Raw genomic sequence first — 19,617 nt, 5'->3', positions numbered from 1 at the left:
CTTTATTTAAATTAATCTTTATTGTAATAGTTTGGATGTTAGTGTGGAAATAATCACGATATAATCAAAGAAATTATAAATTCACTTCCTTCGCCCAGTTCACTTTTTACATCAATCCTACCTCCCATAGCTTCTATAAATTCTTTACTTATAGCGAGCCCGAGTCCTGTACCTTCTTTTTCAGTTCCGGGAACCCTGAAATATTTGTCGAATATTCGGGGGAGGTACTTCGGATCGATTCCTATACCGCCGTCCTTTACGGAAATTATTAATTTATTATCCATTTCCAAGACGTTTACATCAATTGTCGTATTATCATAAGAGTAGCGAATGGCATTTGAAATCAGGTTAGAAACTATCCAGGTTGCTTTTTCCTTATCTGCTGAAACCAGTGGTAAATTTTCTAAAGGCTCAAAGTTGATAATAATTGATTTTTGTTCCGCCAGTTTTTTATTATTGTCAATAGCACTATTTACTATACTCTTTACATCTACAGCTTCTATTTTAAGTTTAGTATTACCTGTTTCCACCTGAGATATGTTGAGAAGTTCACCTGTGGTTCTCAATAACCTCTCAGTATCTTCTTTAATGCTTTCCACTAAGCTTTTCTGCTCATCGTTAAGATTCCCTGTTTGCTCATTATTAAGGAGCTGGAGGCTCATTTTCATTGAGGCTATTGGGGTTTTAAACTCGTGAGATACGGTGGCTATAAAATTGGTTTTTGCAAAATCCAGTTCTTTGTAAGGGGTTATATTTCTGAGAATGATAAAAGAGCCTATTTCCTTCTGATTTTCTTCGCCTGTAGGGATAATACTGATTGGCACCAGCTGCTTTTCAAAATAACTTTCTTTATTATCAGCATAAATTTTTAAAGAGTTATCCTTATTTTCATTCGTGGCCATTTTTTGGAGAAGAGAACGAATAAGATCATTTGTTACAGCAATTTCTTCAGCTTGCTTTCCAATAACATTCTCCCTTTTAAGTCCGGATATTTTTAAAGCCTGTTCGTTGATAAAAAGTATTATATTTTTCTCGTCAAGCCCTAATACAGGGTCAAACAGGTTGTTGATAAGGGTTTCAATTCTCTTTTTTTCCATCATTAGCTTTGCCAGGTTGCTATCGCTGTATTCCTGTAGTTTTTCTGCCATGGTATTAAATGACCTTGCCAATGATGAAAATTCGTCATGTCCTTTAAAATAAAGCCGTTGAGAATAATTTTTTGAAGCAATCTGCCTAATACTATCTGTAAGGTTTTTGATTGGGTTTGCTATATATCCCGGTAAGTTAATGAGTAAGGTAAAACCAATAATGAAACAAAATGCACTTGTGATGGAAATCCATAATATGGAATTATCAGCAGTTTGGCCGGCTGTATCACTTTTTCTGAGTATAGCATCCATATTTAATTTCATAATATCATTTAAATCATTCCGAATATTGGAAATAAAAACAGGGCTATCAGGCTGTGATCTTAGCTGAACAAAATGCGCTTGTAAATCTTGGGTTAGTTCCTTTTCACCAATTTCGGTAATATTAGTGTTTTGTTTTGCCAGAAGTTTTTCAAATTCAATTAGATCCTCATCAGCAATTACCGACTTATCTATTAACTTATGCATGTTACGGGTATAATCAAGGGAAATATAATTTGCTTCAAGGATATTCTTGGTATCCTGAGAAAGTAAATATACCTGTCTTATTGCCAAGGCTGATAACAGTGCAATGAAAAAGAAAAGGACTCCAACCGCAAGGGTTAATTTTGTTTTTATTTTCATGGATTATGAAAGTATGATAAGGTCAATACTACTCGAAGTTAACTTATTTAATAATGACTTGAATATATTGGTAGATAAAATTACTTTGAATAGGGTAATATGTGGCTTCCCTATACAAATGGTGGTTATTTTTCTGGCTTCAGCCTGCTCTGTAATAGCTGTAGCTACTTTGCAGTTTTTTATCCTGATGATTTCAGCCCCCAGTTCAGTTGCCAACCTGAAATTATTGATAAGGTGCCGTTGTTTATCCAAAGCAATTTTATCGCCTCTTTCCCTGGGTGTCTCCACATAAAGCACATACCACTTACTGTGGTAATAATTAGCGAGTCGTGCAGTTTTGCGTATTACCGTTTTTGCCGTAGCATGGTTGCTGCTTATACAGGCCAGAAAACGTTCCTGACGTAGGCCGCCTCCTGTCACTTCTGTTTCTACTTTACGCTCTACCTGGCTGGCTACTTCCTTAAGTGTCAACTCCCGTAGCTGTAAAATATGTTGCGGCTTAAAAAAATTACCGAGGGCCGACTGGATTTTATCGGCTGTATATATCTTTCCTTCTTTAAGGCGGGTAATCAGCTCATCGGCAGTTAAGTCAATATTTACCACCTCGTCGGTAGCTTTAAGAACACTGTCGGGAATCCTTTCCTTAACCTCAATCCCGGTTATTTCCTTAATATCATCGTTAAGGCTCTCTATATGCTGAATGTTTACTGCGCTTATTACATTAATTCCGGCATCAAGTATATCCATCACATCCTGCCAGCGCTTTTCATTTTTACTGCCTTCTATGTTGGTATGTGCAAGTTCATCTACTATAACCACCTCAGGCCGGAGGTTTATTATGGCCTGCACGTCCATTTCTTCAAGGTATTTTCCTTTATAATAAATCGAACGCTTAGGGACTATGGGCAAGCCCTCCAGAAGTTCGTGTGTTTCCTTACGGTTATGTGTTTCAATAAAGCCTATTTTAACGTCTATGCCATTGCGAAGCAGTGTGTGGGCTTCCTGAAGCATACGAAAAGTTTTGCCTACACCGGCACTCATGCCGATGTAGACCTTAAACTTTCCTTTTCTCGATTTTTGTATAAGATCAAGAAAACGCTTTGCATTTATATCTTTTTCTGTCATTAAAATGAAATTGCAAGTGCCGTAGTAACAAAAGTATTCGTATTAACCGCCTCACCTCCTTTCAGGAAAATATCATCTTTACTGCTTAAGCTTCTTGCCTCAAGCCTCCATACCACATTATCATAAATATTATAATCGAAGTTGGCAGAGTATCCAAAGGTTTTAAACCCGTTTGCTGTATATGTGGAAACAATAACCCCGTTTTCATCGCAGTAATATTCGCCACGCAAGCCAATTGCCATTTTATCATTTAAACGGTATTGTGCAATAAGAACAGGGGAGTACCAGGCATTATAGCTTTCACTCCCTTTTGATTTTTGCTCTGCACCAATATCAAAACCACCTATCAAACCAAAGCTTTCGGTAAGCTGAAACTGCCCGTACAGGTTATGGAAATAACGCATACGCTTATATGCCTCAGGTTTGTCATTTCCTATGAATGAGCTGCTGTTTAAAGTTACTTTACTGTTTGGCCTGTAGGTTAACTGATGGCCGAAAGCAATCGTCTTATTGCCATCCGGCCTTTGTATACGCTGCCAACCATTAAGTATAAGTCCGCTAACGAACCATTCCCCTGAAGGCGATGTATACGATATTTTAGCTCCGCTTTCATAGTAAGGGGAGTTATCAGCAAGCATGCTTCGCGTTAGCGTCCAGCAATCTTTTCCAACCGCACTTTCAAAACCAATATGGGCAGCAAATATTCCGGCATCTACCCATAGGTTTGCTTTTTTAGACAGTTTGACTCCGGCATTGGCTTCATAAACATTTTTAAGTACACCTTCTTCAGCCGCAAGGTTAGCATTTGCATATGTACCTGCCATAAGAGCCAGATTAGCTCTTACGGATCCATTATCGTATCCGACTTTTATAAAACCAAGGTTAAGGGCTACTTCGTTATGACGGTTGTGGGAGTAGAAAAAGGAAGGGCGGGTATTGTTTTCAGGTTCGTTAAAATCGTAAGCATAATAGGTTTCCACATATCCGCTTATTGTAAGGTTTGGATTAATCTGAACAGGTATTATTTTAAGTGAATCTTCCTGCGCAAAAGCACTTAATCCTATTACAGATAAAAAAGCTGTTATTTTGTGTTTAGTTGTCATTACAAATTATTTAATGCTAAGTTAAGTTTTAATACGTTTATTTTTTCAGTTCCCAATAGGCCTAACAAAGGCTTTTCGATGTTAGCGGTTATAACTGCTAAAATCTTTTCTTCCGGCAGGTTTCGTGCTGTAGCAATCCGTTTTGCCTGAATTTTTGCAGCAGCTACCGAAATATCAGGGTCAAGCCCACTACCGGAAGCGGTGACCATCTCTGATGGAATAGCCGATCTTTCTATTCCCGGATTTTTTAGCATAAAGGTATCGATACGAGCCTGCACTTCCGCCAGATAATCAGGATTAGAAGGACCTTTATTGCTTCCTCCTGAACCGGCCCCGTTATAATCCACAGCCGAAGGGCGTGGCCAGAAATACTTGTCTTCCGTAAAATTTTGGGCCACATTCACATGGTATGTTTTTCCGTTAGCTGTTATTACCTCGCCTTTTCCATTATTAGGAGCAAGTTGTGCAATACAAAGGATGCCAAGAGTATAAAATCCGCAGAAAAACACTGCGCAAAACAAGGTTAGCCTAATGGCCGGTATAATATGAGTTTTCATCTTTTTCTATTTTTTAGATAAACAATGCAACAAGTAAGTCGATTAATTTGATACCAATAAACGGTACAATAATGCCTCCCAAACCATAAATAAGGAGATTCCTTCGTAACAGGGCAGAAGCTCCTATTGGCTTATAGGCTACTCCTTTTAATGCTAACGGGATTAGCAGGGGTATAATAATGGCATTAAATATTACAGCCGAAAGTATCGCACTTTCCGGGCTATGCAGGTTCATTATGTTTAAACCCTGAAGGGCAGGTATGGCAGCAATAAACAATGCAGGTATTATCGCAAAATATTTGGCTACATCATTAGCTATACTAAAAGTGGTAAGTGTTCCTCTTGTCATTAAAAGCTGTTTGCCTATTTCCACTATTTCAATAAGTTTGGTAGGGTCATTATCAAGGTCTACCATATTACCGGCCTCTTTAGCAGCTTGTGTTCCGCTGTTCATGGCAACTCCCACATCTGCCTGAGCAAGGGCAGGAGCATCATTAGTACCATCACCCATCATGGCAACGAGTTTGCCCTGTTGCTGCTCATTTTTTATGTAGTTCATTTTATCTTCAGGCTTTGCCTCTGCAATAAAATCATCTACTCCCGCTTTTTCAGCTATGTATTTTGCAGTTAACGGGTTATCCCCTGTAACCATAACGGTTTTAACCCCCATTTTTCGCAGCCTTTCAAAACGTTCTTTTATTCCGGTCTTAATAATATCCTGCAGTTCTATAACACCCAATACCTTTTCATTTTCGCAAACTACAAGGGGTGTACCACCATTTGACGATATTTTATGTACTACCTGAGTAATGTACTCGGGGAAAGTATTGCCTGCTTTCTCTACTAAGTTTTTAATGGAATCATAAGCCCCTTTTCTTATTCTCGTACCTCCAAAATCAATACCCGAGCTTCTGGTTTCAGCTGTAAATTTGATAAATCTTGGATTTTCAATCTTAACCGAATGTGGGTCGGTACCCGATAATTCAATGATGGACTTTCCTTCCGGTGTTTCATCAGCAAGCGAACTTAATACAGAAGCTTTTACAAATAGTTTTTCGTCAACTCCCTGTGCGGCATGAAAGTGAGTTGCTTTACGGTTACCTATTGTTATGGTACCTGTTTTATCCAAAAGCAGAACGTCTATATCACCTGCTGTTTCAACTGCTTTACCTGATTTGGTTATTACATTGGCTCTTAACGCCCTGTCCATACCTGCAATGCCGATGGCAGAAAGCAATCCTCCGATAGTAGTGGGGATAAGGCATATAAATAGTGATATAAATGCCGCAATAGTTATAGGGACATTAGCATAATCGGCAAATGGCTTAAGGGTGACACAAACGATTATAAAAACCAGTGTAAACCCGGCCAAAAGTATGGTAAGTGCAATTTCGTTTGGTGTTTTTTGTCGGGAGGCCCCTTCTACCAGTGCAATCATCTTATCAAGAAAACTTTCTCCGGGTTGAGTAGTTACCTGTACTGTAATTTTATCAGACAGTACTTTTGTACCTCCCGTAACCGAACTTTTATCACCTCCTGCCTCACGAATTACAGGGGCGCTTTCTCCTGTAATCGCACTTTCGTCAATAGTTGCAAGTCCTTCAATGATTTCACCGTCGGCAGGTATTACATCGCCTGCTTCACAGATAAAAAGATCACCTTTTTTAAGACTGGAGGAAGATACTATATTCACTTCATTTACATATAGTTCCCCCACTGCTTCTATTTTTTTTGCGGGAGTTTCTTCCCTTGTTTTTCTAAGGCTGTCGGCCTGCGATTTACCACGTGCCTCGGCTATAGCCTCGGCAAAGTTGGCAAACAAAAGGGTAAATAGCAGTATTATAAATACTGTAAAGTTATAGGCAAAACTCCCTTGAGACTGCTCGCCAACTAAAATCCAGAGGCAAACGCATAGCATTACTGCTGTACCTATTTCTACGGTAAACATTACCGGATTTTTTATAAGTGTAGCAGGATTAAGCTTTATAAAAGATTGCTTAAAGGCCTGTTTAACCAGATCTCCCTGAAACAATGATGTATTTTGAGATTTCATTTCTAGTCTATTTTAATTTTACATTGAAAAGTATTCAGATATAGGACCAAGGGTTAGAGCAGGGAAGAAGGATAGTGCAGCAACGATAAATATTACCGCAAATACCATAAACCCAAATGTACCTGTGTCGGTTTTTAGTGTGCCCGAACTTTCAGGGACATATTTTTTGGATGCTAAAATTCCGGCTATGGCAACAGGTCCTATAATTGGCAGGTATCTTGCCAAGAGCATTACAATACCGCAGGCATAGTTCCAGAATGGCGTATTGTCGCCCAAACCTTCAAACCCGCTACCGTTATTAGCAGAGGAAGAGCTGAACTCATAAAGCATTTCACTAAAGCCATGATATCCCGGATTATTTAGCCATGCAGCATATTCCTGAGGATTACCCGCATACAGATGGCTGGCCAAAGCAGCACCTGCTAAAATTAAAAAAGGGTGCAGCAATGCTACCATCATGGCAATCTTCATTTCACGGGCTTCTATCTTTTTACCAAGAAACTCTGGTGTTCGACCCACCATAAGCCCGCTTATAAATACAGCCAGTATAATAAAAATGTAAAAGTTAAGGAAGCCTACACCCACACCGCCGTAAAAGCAGTTTACCATCATACCCAGTAAGGTAGTTGCACCGGTTACAGGTGTCATACTATCATGCATGGCATTAACCGATCCGTTGCTGGTACAGGTAGTATAAGTTGCCCAGTTAGCCGAAGCTGCCGAGCCAAAGCGTACTTCTTTACCTTCCATACTGCCCATTTGCTGTGAGATCCCCATATCACTAATAGCAGGGTTACCATTCATCTCACTGATTACAGAGGGAATAAGCAACAATAAAAAACCTAATGTCATTACTCCGTAAATGGTCCAGGCCATTTTTTTACGTTTGAGTACATAACCTAAAGCAAAAACAAGGGCTATAGGAATCAGGAATATTGAAACTGTTTCGATTATATTCGTTAGATAGTTAGGATTTTCCATAGGGTTAGAGGAGTTAGGGCCATAAAATCCGCCTCCGTTTGTACCTAACTGTTTAATTGCTACAAAAGCGGCTACCGGGCCACGGCTTATTTCCTGCTGTTGGCCTTCAACGGTTGTAATGGTATCTTTTCCGTCAAAAGTCATTGGAGTACCGTTCAAAACTAACAGTATAGCAACAACTACTGCTAATGGCAACAGTATTCTGGTAGCAGAACGTACAAAATAGCTGTAAAAATTTCCTAAAGTGGTAGCTGTCTTTTCTTTCATTGCTTTAAACACCGCTGTACAAATGGCTATACCCGTTGCTGCACTTATAAATTGCCACAGCATTAGCGTAAGCTGACCCAAGTAGGATAAAGCCGTTTCACCGGAATAGTGCTGAAGGTTGGTGTTGGTTACAAAGCTAATAGATGTGTTAAAGGCCAGATCAAGGCTCATGGATGGATTTTGATCCGGATTTAAAGGCAGCCATGCCATATTAGTTAGCACCAGAATTGATAATACAAACCATACTAAGTTAATGGTAAGTAAAGCCACAAGATGTTGTTTCCAGGTCATATCTTTATTAGGATCGATTCCTCCGATTTTAAAGAATAGCCTGTCTAAAGGATTAAAAATCTTGTCGAGCCAGGTATTTTCATAATTAAACACTTTGCCAATATACCTGCCCAGAGGAATGGCAAGTAATAAAACCAGCCCGTAAGTGACTATTATGCCTATAATTTCACTGTTCATAATTTAAAATTTTTCAGGTTTAATTAATACATAGGCGATGTAGGCAAAAACGGCCAGCGCCAGGATAAATAATGCAGTCATGCTATAATTTTATTAGGGTTTTTATAAATGCTTCTTTTAGAGGAGAAGGCATATCATATAGATATTCCTTTAGCTTTAGGGCAGGAGAGTTCTCTATAAAGTTGCAGATGAACTCATTCTTTATACAATGTTTTGTATATGCATGCTCTTCCTGATACACCATATTGATGATTTTAAAGACATCAATTACTTTTTGCCTATTGTCCTTTTGTAATAATGAGAGGGAGTACTCTGATACTGATCGTATGACTTCATAATCAGTAGCGGTTGTCCTGTCTAAGTTGACAATGGCCTCGGGGAGCCATTCATAAATTGTTTTTCTGATTTTGGTTTCCATTATCGGATGATTTTATTTATCCTGTTAATGCCAAAACCTGTACCTGAAATTTTTTTTAATTTATAAGTTATTGTATTTTAGTTTTTTATATTCTTTTTGAGCGAATAGCAAAAACAAAAACCCTATCAAAATGATAGGGTCTGTACTTTTAAAACGCTAGGGTTTTATTCTATTTTGTATTCTTCAAGCTTACGATAAAGTGTAGTAAGCGCAATATTCAGGAGTCGTGCTGTTTCGGTTTTGTTACCGTTGGTATAATTAAATACTTTCTGTATATGTATTTTTTCTGCCGATGCCAGCGAGAATGCAGATAAAGTTTTTGTTCCGTTCTCGTGTGGCTTGGTTTTAAGCTGTTGCAATTCATAAGGAAGACTTTGTGGTGTAAGAGTATTACTGTTCTCCAGTATTATACTCCTTTCCATGATGTTTTTGAGCTCCCTGATATTACCCGGCCAGTTATGCAGCTTAAGCAGTTGTAGGAATTCTTTGGAAATCCTTGTTATCCTTTTGTTTATTTTCAGATTAAAGCTTTTAAGGAAGTTATGAGCCAGTAATTCGATATCGGTAACCCTCTCCCTAAGTGAAGGAAGTTTAATGCTAAAGATAGATAATCGGTAGTATAAATCTTCCCTGAAATGTCCGGCTTCAATCTCTTTGAGTAAATTCCTATTGGTGGCCGTAATAATCCTTACATCTACTTTGGTAATTTTGCTTTCTCCTACTTTAATAAATTCTCCATTTTCTATTACACGTAATAATTTGGCCTGTAGGTCTAAAGGCATTTCACCTATCTCGTCCAGAAATATGGTTCCTTTATCTGCTTCTTCAAAAAGCCCTTTTTTATCTTTTACAGCTCCCGTAAAAGCACCGGCTTTATGTCCAAACATTTCGCTTTCCAAAAGATCATGACCAAAGGCTGCACAGTTAATAGCAACAAAACTTTTATCTTTCCTATTACCAGACTGGTGTATGGCATTGGCAAAAACCTCTTTACCGGTACCGGTTTCACCAGTAAGCAGTACTGTTGTATCTACAGCAGCCACTTTTTGAGCCAGGTCAATCGCTTTTTTTAATTTAACTGAGTCACCAATGATGTTGTCAAAGGAATATTTACGCTCAACACGGTTTTCAAGATCAATAATGCGCTTGGTGAGCTTGCCTTTGTCTATTGCTTTATGAATTAGAGGAATAATTTTATTATTGTCATCGCCTTTTACAATATAATCAAATGCCCCATTTTTAATTGCCTGCACACCATCGGGTATATTACCATAAGCGGTAAGTAGTATGATTTCTGTCGCGGGATATTTTTCTTTGAGTATTGACGTTAATTCGACTCCGTTGCCATCAGGCAGCTTAACATCGCATAAAATCACATCAAAATCATTTTGTTCTGCCTTTTTCACCCCTGATTTACAATCTGAAGCTTCAACTACCTCAAAGCCTTCAAGACTTATGATACGTGCCATAAGTGATCTAAGCTTTTCTTCGTCGTCTACAATAAGGATTTTGTTCATTGAGGATAGGTATATAAATTTTACCTCTATCTTAGAGATAAGAACAAAATTAAATTTTAATGTAGTACAGGAAGAATATTTTTTACATTATTTATAAGTATGCTTGTGATACTCTTTCATATTTAAATTATCTAAATAAATGTGCCTCCTTATGGCAATATAACCATCTTTTTCCAGATCATATATAAGTTATGTCCGATACCCAAACTGCATTTTCCTTATAGCGATTAAAATTTCGTTGAAGTTTATTTTCAACGGCTGGGTATTTATGGGGGGAATTGGTTGTTATCCTGAATTTCTTTTTGACGGGGTTCTCACCAGTCATTTCTAATAACCACTTTTACTAATGCATAAATCCTGCACATTTCTTTAACTGTGAAGTAATCTGAATGTTGTTTTGCTATATTTTGCGCCTCTTATTTACCGATGAAGAAGTTAGCAAGCCTTACCATTGCTGAATTTCGGACTTTTGAGGTACAATAGGGATACAGCTTTTATCCAAATATCGACAAACATCACAAACAAACCATTTGTTTGACTTTCAAAGACATACCAGCGAAGGGGTGCTGGTTATACTGCAAATGTAAAATATTTTGGATTGAAAAGGGCGAATTTGCTAATTTTTGGATGTATATAAGATGATAGAATAATAAATTAACTTTCACTTCACTTTTACCTTTTATAAATTCAACTAATTACATAAAAGGTTTATAAACATTTCTATATGAAACATCAAATTTTGAAAAATGTAAAAGAAGGCGAGAAACCACATCCCTCTTTTACATTAAAACTGATATATAGAGAAAGTTACTTTAAGTATTTTTTAAGTTCGGTTGCACTGTTTTCAAACATAGAGCGTGTAGCAGGCAGTTCTGCCAAAGCGTTTAATAGTCCGAAATCGTGAATCATACCATTGTATCTCATAGTAGCAACAGGTACTCCGGCTTCATCCAGTTTACGCCCGAAAAGCTCTCCTTCATCACGAAGAATATCATTTTCTGCCACATGAATAAAAGTAGGAGGTAGTCCCTGTAACTGCTCTTTAGTAGCATTGATTAAGGATATGTGGTAGTCTTTACGTTGTTCCAAATCGGTAGTGTACTGGTCGTACATCCATTTCATAACTGATGTGGTAAGAAAACGATCTTCACCAAATTCTTCATATGATTTTTCACTGAAAGTAGCATCGGCAACAGGCCAAAGCAATATCTGTACCTTAATTTCAGGACCACCTTTTTCTTTAGCTAATAATGATGTTGCAGCACTCATATTACCGCCCACACTGTTACCTACTATTGCAAGTTTAGTACCGTCTACATTGATTTCATCTCCGTTTTCGGCTACCCATTTTGTTGCGGCATAAATTTCGTTTAGAGCTACAGGATAATGAGCTTCAGGAGACGGAGTATAATTTACAAATATTGCCGCAGCACCACTAAGTACCACTAAATCCCTAACCATACGTTTATGGGTAGGGTAGTCGCCTAAAATCCATCCGCCACCATGTACATAAATAAAAACGGGTAGCTTACCTGTAACACCTTCAGGGCGTACAATATTCAGCTTTATTTCATGACCGTCTACAGTGATGGTTTTTTCAGATTCCTCAATGCCCGACATATCTACCTCTATTGATGCCTGTGCGTTTACAAGTACAGCACGTGCGTCTTCTTTAGAAAGAGACTCTAATGGTGCGCCATCACCGGAGTTTAGAGCTGTAAGGAATTTTTTTGTACCTGTATCCAGTCTTTCGTCTGTTTTATAATCGGCTATACCGCTTTTACTTACCTCGGTACTTATAGATACTCCGTTTTCCTCTCCACAGGAAATTAGTAATAACGGAAACAGGATTCCGGCTACCGCATAGTTTAAAATTGTTTTCATAATCGTTATGGTTTTATATTAATAAATGGTTCTGTTTAAAATTTAAATTGTGCGGTTACTGCACTGTAGTAATAATCTTTTCCTGTACCGGCTTCTTTTAAAAAAGGTCCTGCATTAAACCATGCAGCCTCAGCTGTTAGGGATAAAAAAGAATTGACATCAAAATTCAGATTGGCAGCCAGTTGGGTTCCTATAAACTTTTCATCGAGATTTTGTCCACTATATACAAGTTGTACATTTGGGGCATAAATACCATCGTTTATACTCCATCTCCAAAAAAAGTCGTAATCTATCCCTGCTGAAACCCTGTTACTTAAATTAAAGTCCAGTGAGGGATGAATATCAAAAAGGTTAGAAGGACCTATTAATGCCACTAACCCAAAGTAGGCTCCCCGTGGATATAATGGATTAAAAGTTTCAAGCCTGTTATCATTAGCCTGCCTGTCGCCCGATATAATTTCGGTTTTTAACCCAACAGTAGGGCTAAATTTTATATTGGTAAATTGGTAATTAGTTTGAGAAGATACTGTCCAGGCACTGATTGTTTTACCTGCCATTTTTCCAAACTGATATACGGTTTCAAAATTGTATGTAAGATCACCTTTGTTTTTCCAGATGCGGGTACCTACCGAATGGCGTATTTCCTTACCTGAAGCATCGTCAAAAGAGGCATTACTTTTATATAACCCTAAATAATACAGGTCAATATTTTGGATTAAGGGAACATTGTTTACTACTGTGTAGTTACCCCACAGCTTTGCATTACGGTTAAAGTTATCGTCAAAAACTTGAGGCCTGTTGGCTACCGGATGAACATAAAATAACTGATTGCTATTGTTTTCGGATTTAAAAATTATCGATCCGCCATCAAAAGCAAGCCTGCTGTTAGGTCCTTCACGTACACCTACAAGCCTTCTTGAACCAAACAATATTTCCTGACGCCCTGCCCTTAAAAACAAATGCTTTGTAAATACCACATCAGCAAAAAACTGATGTACATCCAAAGGATTTTCATCTACCGGGCTAACATCTGCCTTACTGTATGCAAAGCTGCTTTGTAACTGAAAAAATAACCTTATATATTTAGTATGTAAATGAACATGAGCTAAGTATCTTGACATGAAGTAGCCATCACTTCCGTTTGAATCGTCTCCCCATTTTTCATTAATAGTATTGATGTACTGATACCTTATTTCACCCCCTGTTGACAAGTAGTTATCGTTGTTTTTACCTATAGGGATATATTTCACTTTGTAATAAAGGCCTTCATGCTTTTCGGTTGCCAGATAACTAAGGTCATCATTATACCTCAGGAAACTAAAGCGGGGAGGGGTTTGTGCATGGATGCCCGTTAGTACAAACAGAAATAATATGATAAGGCGGATTCTCATAAGGGAAAAGTTTATACCGAAGTTTTTTTGAATAACAGAGAGTCTATTGAGTATTTTCCGGGGCCTGTAATAAGTAACAGTAAAAAGGATATGCTGTACATAAACGGGATATCTCTTTCCGGTAGAGGAGAGCCACCATGTACCACAAAGTAGCCTGTTAGGGTAACAGCCAATATAGGTAATACAGCCACCCTTGTTAGTATTCCAAAAATGACAAACAACGGGAGAATAACATTAGCTGTAGTGGCAAATACCTGATTTAGGGCTTCCGGCAGGTGTAAAGGGTTTGGTACTATCTCGGCAGTACTAACCCCAACGCCCAGTTTTTTAAGTCCGTGAACCAAAATGAGTTCGATAGACACGGCTACCCTGAAAAACAAAAGCCCAAGGCTTATAGTATCCCAACTTCGATTATTATTTTGCCAAAAGGTTTTCATGGTTACTGATTTTGATAGCCTCCGTAATAATTAACCGGACTCCACTGCGGAATTGCTTTTACTTTTTGTGGTGCATAATGCTCAAACTCCTGAGAGCCATATACTACTTTACCGTTTACTATAGTTAGTACTGATTGCATGTTTAGAATCTGTTCCTCTGTAGCAGTAAAGTAATCATCAGATAATAGGATAAAATCGGCCAGATAGTTTTCCTTAAGCATACCCCTGTCGGCATCCAGCCTTACCAGCGCGGCACTTCCCTGAGTAAATAGCTTTATTGCAGCGTTTTTATCCAGTATGTTTTCTTCAGCCATATATTTTAATCCTCCCAGTGTTTTACCAGAAGTAAGCCAATACAATCCAACCCACGGGTTAAAGCTGGCTACACGGGTGCCATCTGTCCCCATTCCGACTTTTATTCCCATATCCATCATTTTTTTGATAGGTACGGTTCCGGCAGCTGCTGTTTTACCATAACGTTTTATAAAGTTTTCGCCCTGATAGGCCATTCTGTGCTGTATGGCAATACCGCCGCCTAAAGCTTTTACCCTTTGCAGGTTTTTGTCAGATATGGTTTCGGCATGGTCAAAAAACCAAAGTAATCCGTCAAGAGGAGTTTCTTCATTAATTTCCTCAATAACGTTAAGGAATCGGGAAATACTCTCGTTATAGGTAGCATGTAACCTAAAAGGCCATCTGTTCTTAATAAGCAGGGAAAGCACCGCTTTTAACTGACCTTCCATAGCAGGATTTAAATCAGGTCTTGGTTCGTCAAAATTTTCAAAATCACCTGCACTCATTACAAGGTTTTCACCCCCTCCCTGAACGTGATATTCTATTTGAGGCATTTTACCAAAGCGTTTTACGGCATCGTTAGGTACATCACATCCCTGCCCAATTTCTACCGAGCTTATCCAACGGGTATAATCACTTAACTCGCTTCCTGCTTTTTGAGCAAACAGATAGTAAGGCATCCTTATGGTTAGTTCATTGCTTTCGCAAAGTTTTGTGGTAATACCATAATCATCAGGGTAGTTTTGAAACCCTCCACCGGCATCCATAATAGCCGTAACACCAAGTCGATTCATTTCTGTCATGAACAGTTTAGTGGAGTTTACTTTTTCTTCTTCAGTCAGTTCAGGTAGTTTTGACAGGGTAGAGTATAATATAAAAGCATTAGGTTCTGCAACCAGTAATCCGGTAGGGTTACCGTACATGTCTTTTTGTATAAGTCCGCCAAAAGGATTTGGGGTGTCTGCTGTAATGTTAAGTGCTTTTAATCCCGCTTTATTTAAATAGGCATGTCCGTATAGGTGTAGTATGAAGGTAGGTACATTACCCGTAGCATCATTAATTTCCTGAAGTGTAGGCAGCCTTTTTTCTTCAAACTGATAAGCATTCCATCCGCCCACTACACGAACCCATTGTCCGTTTGGAGTTCTTTGTGCCTGTTCCTTTAACATGGTAAGCGCACGTTTTAGGGAGCGCACACCATCCCAACGGAGTTCGGTATTATAAAACCTACCGCCACGAATAATATGCATATGCGAGTCAAAAAGTCCTGGTATTATAGTTTTGCCTTTTGCATCAATAACCTGAGTTTTTTTGCCTTTTAGTTTTAAAACCTGTTTATCTGTTCCTGTTTTAATAATTTTTCCGTTTGCTACAGCTATAGCTTCGTTAATGTTATTACTGTTGTCCAGCGTGTGTACTTTGGCATTAAACACAATAAGATCGGGAGTTTGTGCTTTAACCGATATTACACAGAATAACAGAGCGAGGAGTGTAATATGTAGTTTCATAATATTATTTTTTAGTTGATTAATACTGAAAGAAAAAGGCTGTGCCATGTGCAATTGTGAAGTGTATATTTATTTTATGCACAGCCTTTTTACATAATGGTGTTATGAATTAGTGTTTAAGCATTTCATGAGCATATTGTACACCTACGCCATAAGCACCACCGTATTTTTTAACCAAATCAGTTACTGCTTTGTAGGTTTCCTGGCGAGCCCAGTCACGTTGTAGTTCTAATAAGTACTGTAATGAAGTCATTGGTTTAACACCTGCAGCTATCATTCGTTGTATAGCCATATCATGAGCTTCTTTAGATACATCTCCACAGGCATCGGTAATTACATATACCTCATATCCGTCATTAATTGCCGAAAGAGCTGGTCCTACAATACATACGCCTGTCCATAGTCCGGCAAGAACAAGTCTTTTCTTTCCTTTTCCGGTAATGGCTTTATAGGCATTTACATCTTCCCATGTATTCATGGTAGTACGATCTATATAGTTAGATGTTGCCTGTGGGTAAAACTCTTCTATCTCGCGGAAAACAGGTCCGCTAAACGATTTTTCCGCAACAGTGGTCACTACAGTAGATACACTAAAAATTTTAGATGCTCCGGCTACCAGGGCGGTATTGTTACGAAGCTGATCTATAGCTATACTTTGTGTAGCAAAAGCCATTTGGCTTTCATGATCAATTAATACTAAAGTGTGGTTTGAAGGGCTTAATAATGCCGGGCTTGGCTTTTGTGCAAATGCAGTTAGAGATGTAAGTAATACAACTGCTGTTAAAACTAGGTTTTTCATGGTTAAAGTGTTTAAAATTGTTGATAATTAAATGTTTATTTTTGGTATAGCAATCCCTGTCCGGGTATGTGCATACCGGTTAATGTTTTGATTTTAATAAGGTGTGGAAGAGCTAGGTTTTGAAACCTGTTTTGATGTAAATTTCTGTTTTCATGACTTAAGGTGGTTTAATTGTTTTATTACACAGAACTAATTCTGTTACTGTACATTACAAATTTGGTATTATAAAAACCATTGTACATTGAACTGTGACAAGAAAAATTTTAATCTGTTTATCTTATTCCTGATAACTATAAAACAAATCAGAAGCCATTTTGGATAAGTGTCTGTTTTTTAGTTGTTTATGTTTTTTTATGGTTTTTAAAATGACGATATATAGTGGTTTGGAGACTGTTTACTACGAAATAAAGTAGTAAATCATACTATACGAACTAATAATTACTGCCGCTAAAGAGTTGGTTATTAGTTTTTAAACTTAATTGAGCATAAAAAAAGCGCTTAACAGCGCTTTTTTTATTAAAGTAGAATTAATTATGCTATTTATTTTTCGAAATTCTTAGAGAGACAAAAAATGCTATTGCTATAAAAACAGCCATTTGCAGTAAAACCATATTCCACCCTCCATGCTTCCATGCAAGGATACCGGCAAAAGCCCCAACGGAACCTCCTATGAAAAATGAGGTCATATAAACTGTATTTATCCTACTGTTGGCTTGTGTGTCTAAGGTATAGATAAGGGCTATGTTTGTAGTTTGTATCGCCTGAACCCCCACATCAATTAAAAGTACCGTTAGTATAAGTGCTATATTTGATTGCGGGAAAATAAACAGTAATACAATACTCAGCATGATAAGTACCAATGAGAAAATATACACTTTTCTCGGGCTTTCGCTTTTATCAGATATTTTCCCTACTAGCGGAGCCATTAATGCACCACCAGCAGCCAGAAGTCCGAACAAACCTATTATATCAGCCGGATAGTTAAAAGGTTCACCACTTAGATAAAAAGTGAGTGTTACCCAAAACGAACTTAAAGTACCAAATACCAATGCACCTAAAAGTGCAACCATCCTTAAGGTATGGAAACGTTTTAACTGATGTATAACCGATGAGAGTAGCTTAAGGTATGAACCTTCAAAACGATCTTCAACAGAAGGGAAATCGGTTTGCATTAATATTGTAGTTATACCTACCATTCCGGCAGAAATAAAGTAAACATATTTCCAGCTAAACCATTCGGTAATAAAACCGCTAAATACCCTGGCGGTTAATATACCTATCAATATACCTGTAAATATAACGCCTACTACTTTACCGCGATTTTCGGTAACTAAACTGGCGGCCATAGGTAATATAACCTGTGCCGTTACAGCAAATAATCCTAAGGCCAAACTGGCAGCATACAGGCTTAAAAGCCCCATAGACAGAGACATGCCTATTAACGATGCTATAAGTAAAAGCTGTAGGTAGAGTATAAGTTTTTTACGGTCTACCTTATCACCCAGTGGGGTAAGAAAAAGTAAGCCAATACCATAACCTGCCTGTGATAACGGAGCGATAATCCCCACATCATCCCCATTGAGGTTAAGGGATTTGGCAATTTCGTTAAGTATAGGCTGGCAATAATAAATATTAGCAACACATACTCCGGCTGTAATAGCCATTATAAGTATTTGAACAGTTGACAGTTGTTTTGAGGTACTCATAGCTAAAAAGGATGCAATAAGAAGTTAAAAATGATATTAGTGTACAGACAGTTTTTTAATCATCTCGGTTGAAAGGGAGTCGGCATAGATACCAAAGGCGCTGGTAAGCACCCCCTTAATACCGTGTTTACCGGATGATATGCCATAAATGATGTCTTCATCACCCGGATCGGTTTCACCTTCAAAGCGGAAAACATACTCAATGGTAAACTCTTCAGGAGACATAGACTGACTGTTGTTATTAAAGCGTATGCAGTTTTCGTCGAGATTAAAATTATAATTAAATCCCTGTGTATTAAGCCATGTAAGGGCTTCGGTTACTGTATCAAAAGATGGTTGTGATGTATTCATGATATAAAAAAAGAAGCCCGCAACAGTAATACTGCGGGCATTAAAAATTATGTGGATTATTTTGCGATGAAATTAGTCAATTCTTCATTAAACTTATCCTTTTCTTCAAAGAAAATGGCATGCCCACTATTTTCAAAAGTTACCAGTTTTGAATTGGCTATCCTTTTATTCATCTGCTCTGCAAGTTCGTAAGCTACAACCTGGTCTTTTAAGGCATGTACAATAAGGGTAGGTATACTTATTTTTGGCAGGTCGTCACGTAAATCTTCATCTCGCAGGGCTATAAGAGCCTGTTCCATAGCATAAGGCGACGATTGCATCTCAATAGTGCCTAACCAGTTTACAATCCCCGGAGATACAGGACTCGACGCGAAACGTTCACCGATGGCGGCAAGTAGGGCAGGCCTGTCATTATTGTTAAGGTTGACCCATTGGGTAATATCCTCTTTGGTAAAAAACGGATAAGACCAGTCGGGTCTTTTGGTATGGCATGGAGCAGCAGCTGATATTAATGCTAGTTTGCTTAAGTGTGCACCATTATATTTTGCTGTGTAATGGAGTGCTATGGCGCCACCCATAGAGTGTCCTCCCAAAACAGCATTTTCTATATTAAGATGATCCAGTACGGCTTTTATATCATCGGCAAACTGATCATAATCGTATTTACCATATGGTTTCGATGATTCGCCAAAACCTCTGAGCGTTATCCCGATTACCCTGTATCCGGCTTTTACCAGCGGATGATACTGATATTCCCACATGGCGTCGCTTAACGGATAACCGTGTATCAAAACCACAGGATTTCCTTCGCCCAGATCGGTTACATGAAGCTTTACATTAGGCTCAACTTCAATAAATTCTTCTCTCGCTTTTACTGTAATATCGTTTATTACTTCCTTTTTTTCAGGGACATCACTACAGGAGGTTACTACAACAAATATTCCCATAATCATTGTATTTAAATGTCTTTTTGATTTCATAAGTAG

At 38.2% G+C, this 19,617-nt stretch carries 17 protein-coding genes; all 17 read right to left on the bottom strand.

Annotated elements, in window-relative coordinates; genetic code table 11:
- Window positions 1-53: 53 nt before the first annotated feature.
- The 17 genes from ABS768_RS01615 to ABS768_RS01535 all read right to left on the bottom strand — a co-directional run bounded on the left by ABS768_RS01615 (window position 54) and on the right by ABS768_RS01535 (window position 19,611).
- Window positions 54-1,772: an ATP-binding protein gene (locus tag ABS768_RS01615; RefSeq protein WP_408073192.1), complete on the bottom strand. Its 1,719-nt coding sequence runs from the start codon at window positions 1,770-1,772 to the stop codon at window positions 54-56.
- Between the two features lie 3 nt (window positions 1,773-1,775).
- Window positions 1,776-2,897, bottom strand: coding sequence for a sensor protein KdpD (locus ABS768_RS01610; RefSeq protein WP_408073191.1), 1,122 nt, complete (start codon window positions 2,895-2,897; stop codon window positions 1,776-1,778).
- Window positions 2,897-4,000 (bottom strand): porin, encoded by a 1,104-nt coding sequence (locus ABS768_RS01605; protein WP_408073190.1) that lies wholly within the window; start codon window positions 3,998-4,000, stop codon window positions 2,897-2,899. The genes ABS768_RS01610 and ABS768_RS01605 overlap by 1 nt, the downstream gene beginning before the upstream one ends.
- Window positions 4,000-4,557 (bottom strand): K(+)-transporting ATPase subunit C, encoded by a 558-nt coding sequence (locus ABS768_RS01600; protein ID WP_408073189.1) that lies wholly within the window; start codon window positions 4,555-4,557, stop codon window positions 4,000-4,002. Before ABS768_RS01600 ends, ABS768_RS01605 begins: the two co-directional genes overlap by 1 nt.
- A gap of 13 nt (window positions 4,558-4,570) precedes the next feature.
- Complete coding sequence (gene kdpB / locus ABS768_RS01595; RefSeq protein WP_408073188.1) at window positions 4,571-6,610, bottom strand: potassium-transporting ATPase subunit KdpB; 2,040 nt, start codon at window positions 6,608-6,610, stop codon at window positions 4,571-4,573.
- An 18-nt stretch (window positions 6,611-6,628) separates the two neighbouring features.
- On the bottom strand, window positions 6,629-8,326 hold the full coding sequence (gene kdpA, locus ABS768_RS01590) for a potassium-transporting ATPase subunit KdpA (protein ID WP_408073187.1): 1,698 nt from the start codon (window positions 8,324-8,326) through the stop codon (window positions 6,629-6,631).
- 3 nt (window positions 8,327-8,329) lie between these two features.
- Window positions 8,330-8,407 carry a potassium-transporting ATPase subunit F gene (locus tag ABS768_RS01585; RefSeq protein WP_408073297.1) on the bottom strand — a complete coding sequence of 26 codons (78 nt, stop codon included), beginning with the start codon at window positions 8,405-8,407 and terminating at the stop codon, window positions 8,330-8,332.
- A 1-nt stretch (window position 8,408) separates the two neighbouring features.
- A complete protein-coding gene (locus tag ABS768_RS01580) occupies window positions 8,409-8,744 on the bottom strand; it encodes a DUF7674 family protein (RefSeq protein ID WP_408073186.1) in 336 nt (111 codons plus the stop codon).
- Between the two features lie 164 nt (window positions 8,745-8,908).
- Window positions 8,909-10,261 carry a sigma-54-dependent transcriptional regulator gene (locus ABS768_RS01575; protein ID WP_408073185.1) on the bottom strand — a complete coding sequence of 451 codons (1,353 nt, stop codon included), beginning with the start codon at window positions 10,259-10,261 and terminating at the stop codon, window positions 8,909-8,911.
- An 807-nt stretch (window positions 10,262-11,068) separates the two neighbouring features.
- A complete protein-coding gene (locus tag ABS768_RS01570) occupies window positions 11,069-12,145 on the bottom strand; it encodes an alpha/beta hydrolase (protein WP_408073184.1) in 1,077 nt (358 codons plus the stop codon).
- Between the two features lie 35 nt (window positions 12,146-12,180).
- Window positions 12,181-13,536 (bottom strand): alginate export family protein, encoded by a 1,356-nt coding sequence (locus ABS768_RS01565; protein WP_408073183.1) that lies wholly within the window; start codon window positions 13,534-13,536, stop codon window positions 12,181-12,183.
- A gap of 11 nt (window positions 13,537-13,547) precedes the next feature.
- Complete coding sequence (locus tag ABS768_RS01560) at window positions 13,548-13,973, bottom strand: DoxX family protein (protein WP_408073182.1); 426 nt, start codon at window positions 13,971-13,973, stop codon at window positions 13,548-13,550.
- Window positions 13,974-13,975: 2 nt separating this feature from the next.
- The gene (locus tag ABS768_RS01555) at window positions 13,976-15,775 is read right to left on the bottom strand and encodes an amidohydrolase (protein ID WP_408073181.1); all 1,800 of its coding nucleotides are present in this window, start codon (window positions 15,773-15,775) and stop codon (window positions 13,976-13,978) included.
- Between the two features lie 109 nt (window positions 15,776-15,884).
- Window positions 15,885-16,574, bottom strand: a complete 690-nt coding sequence (locus ABS768_RS01550; RefSeq protein ID WP_408073180.1) for a hydrolase — start codon at window positions 16,572-16,574, stop codon at window positions 15,885-15,887.
- A gap of 536 nt (window positions 16,575-17,110) precedes the next feature.
- The gene (locus tag ABS768_RS01545) at window positions 17,111-18,280 is read right to left on the bottom strand and encodes an MFS transporter (protein ID WP_408073179.1); all 1,170 of its coding nucleotides are present in this window, start codon (window positions 18,278-18,280) and stop codon (window positions 17,111-17,113) included.
- 36 nt (window positions 18,281-18,316) lie between these two features.
- Entirely contained in the window at window positions 18,317-18,631 is a 315-nt protein-coding gene (locus tag ABS768_RS01540; RefSeq protein ID WP_408073177.1) for a phosphoribosylpyrophosphate synthetase, read from the bottom strand.
- Between the two features lie 56 nt (window positions 18,632-18,687).
- Window positions 18,688-19,611, bottom strand: a complete 924-nt coding sequence (locus tag ABS768_RS01535; protein WP_408073176.1) for an alpha/beta fold hydrolase — start codon at window positions 19,609-19,611, stop codon at window positions 18,688-18,690.
- Window positions 19,612-19,617: the final 6 nt, after the last annotated feature.

This window comes from Flavobacterium rhizophilum (genome assembly GCF_046000485.1).
In the GTDB taxonomy this organism is placed as follows: domain Bacteria; phylum Bacteroidota; class Bacteroidia; order Flavobacteriales; family Flavobacteriaceae; genus Flavobacterium; species Flavobacterium rhizophilum.
The sequence above is the reverse complement of the archived record's forward strand: the minus strand, read 5'-3'. Positions and strand labels throughout refer to the sequence as shown.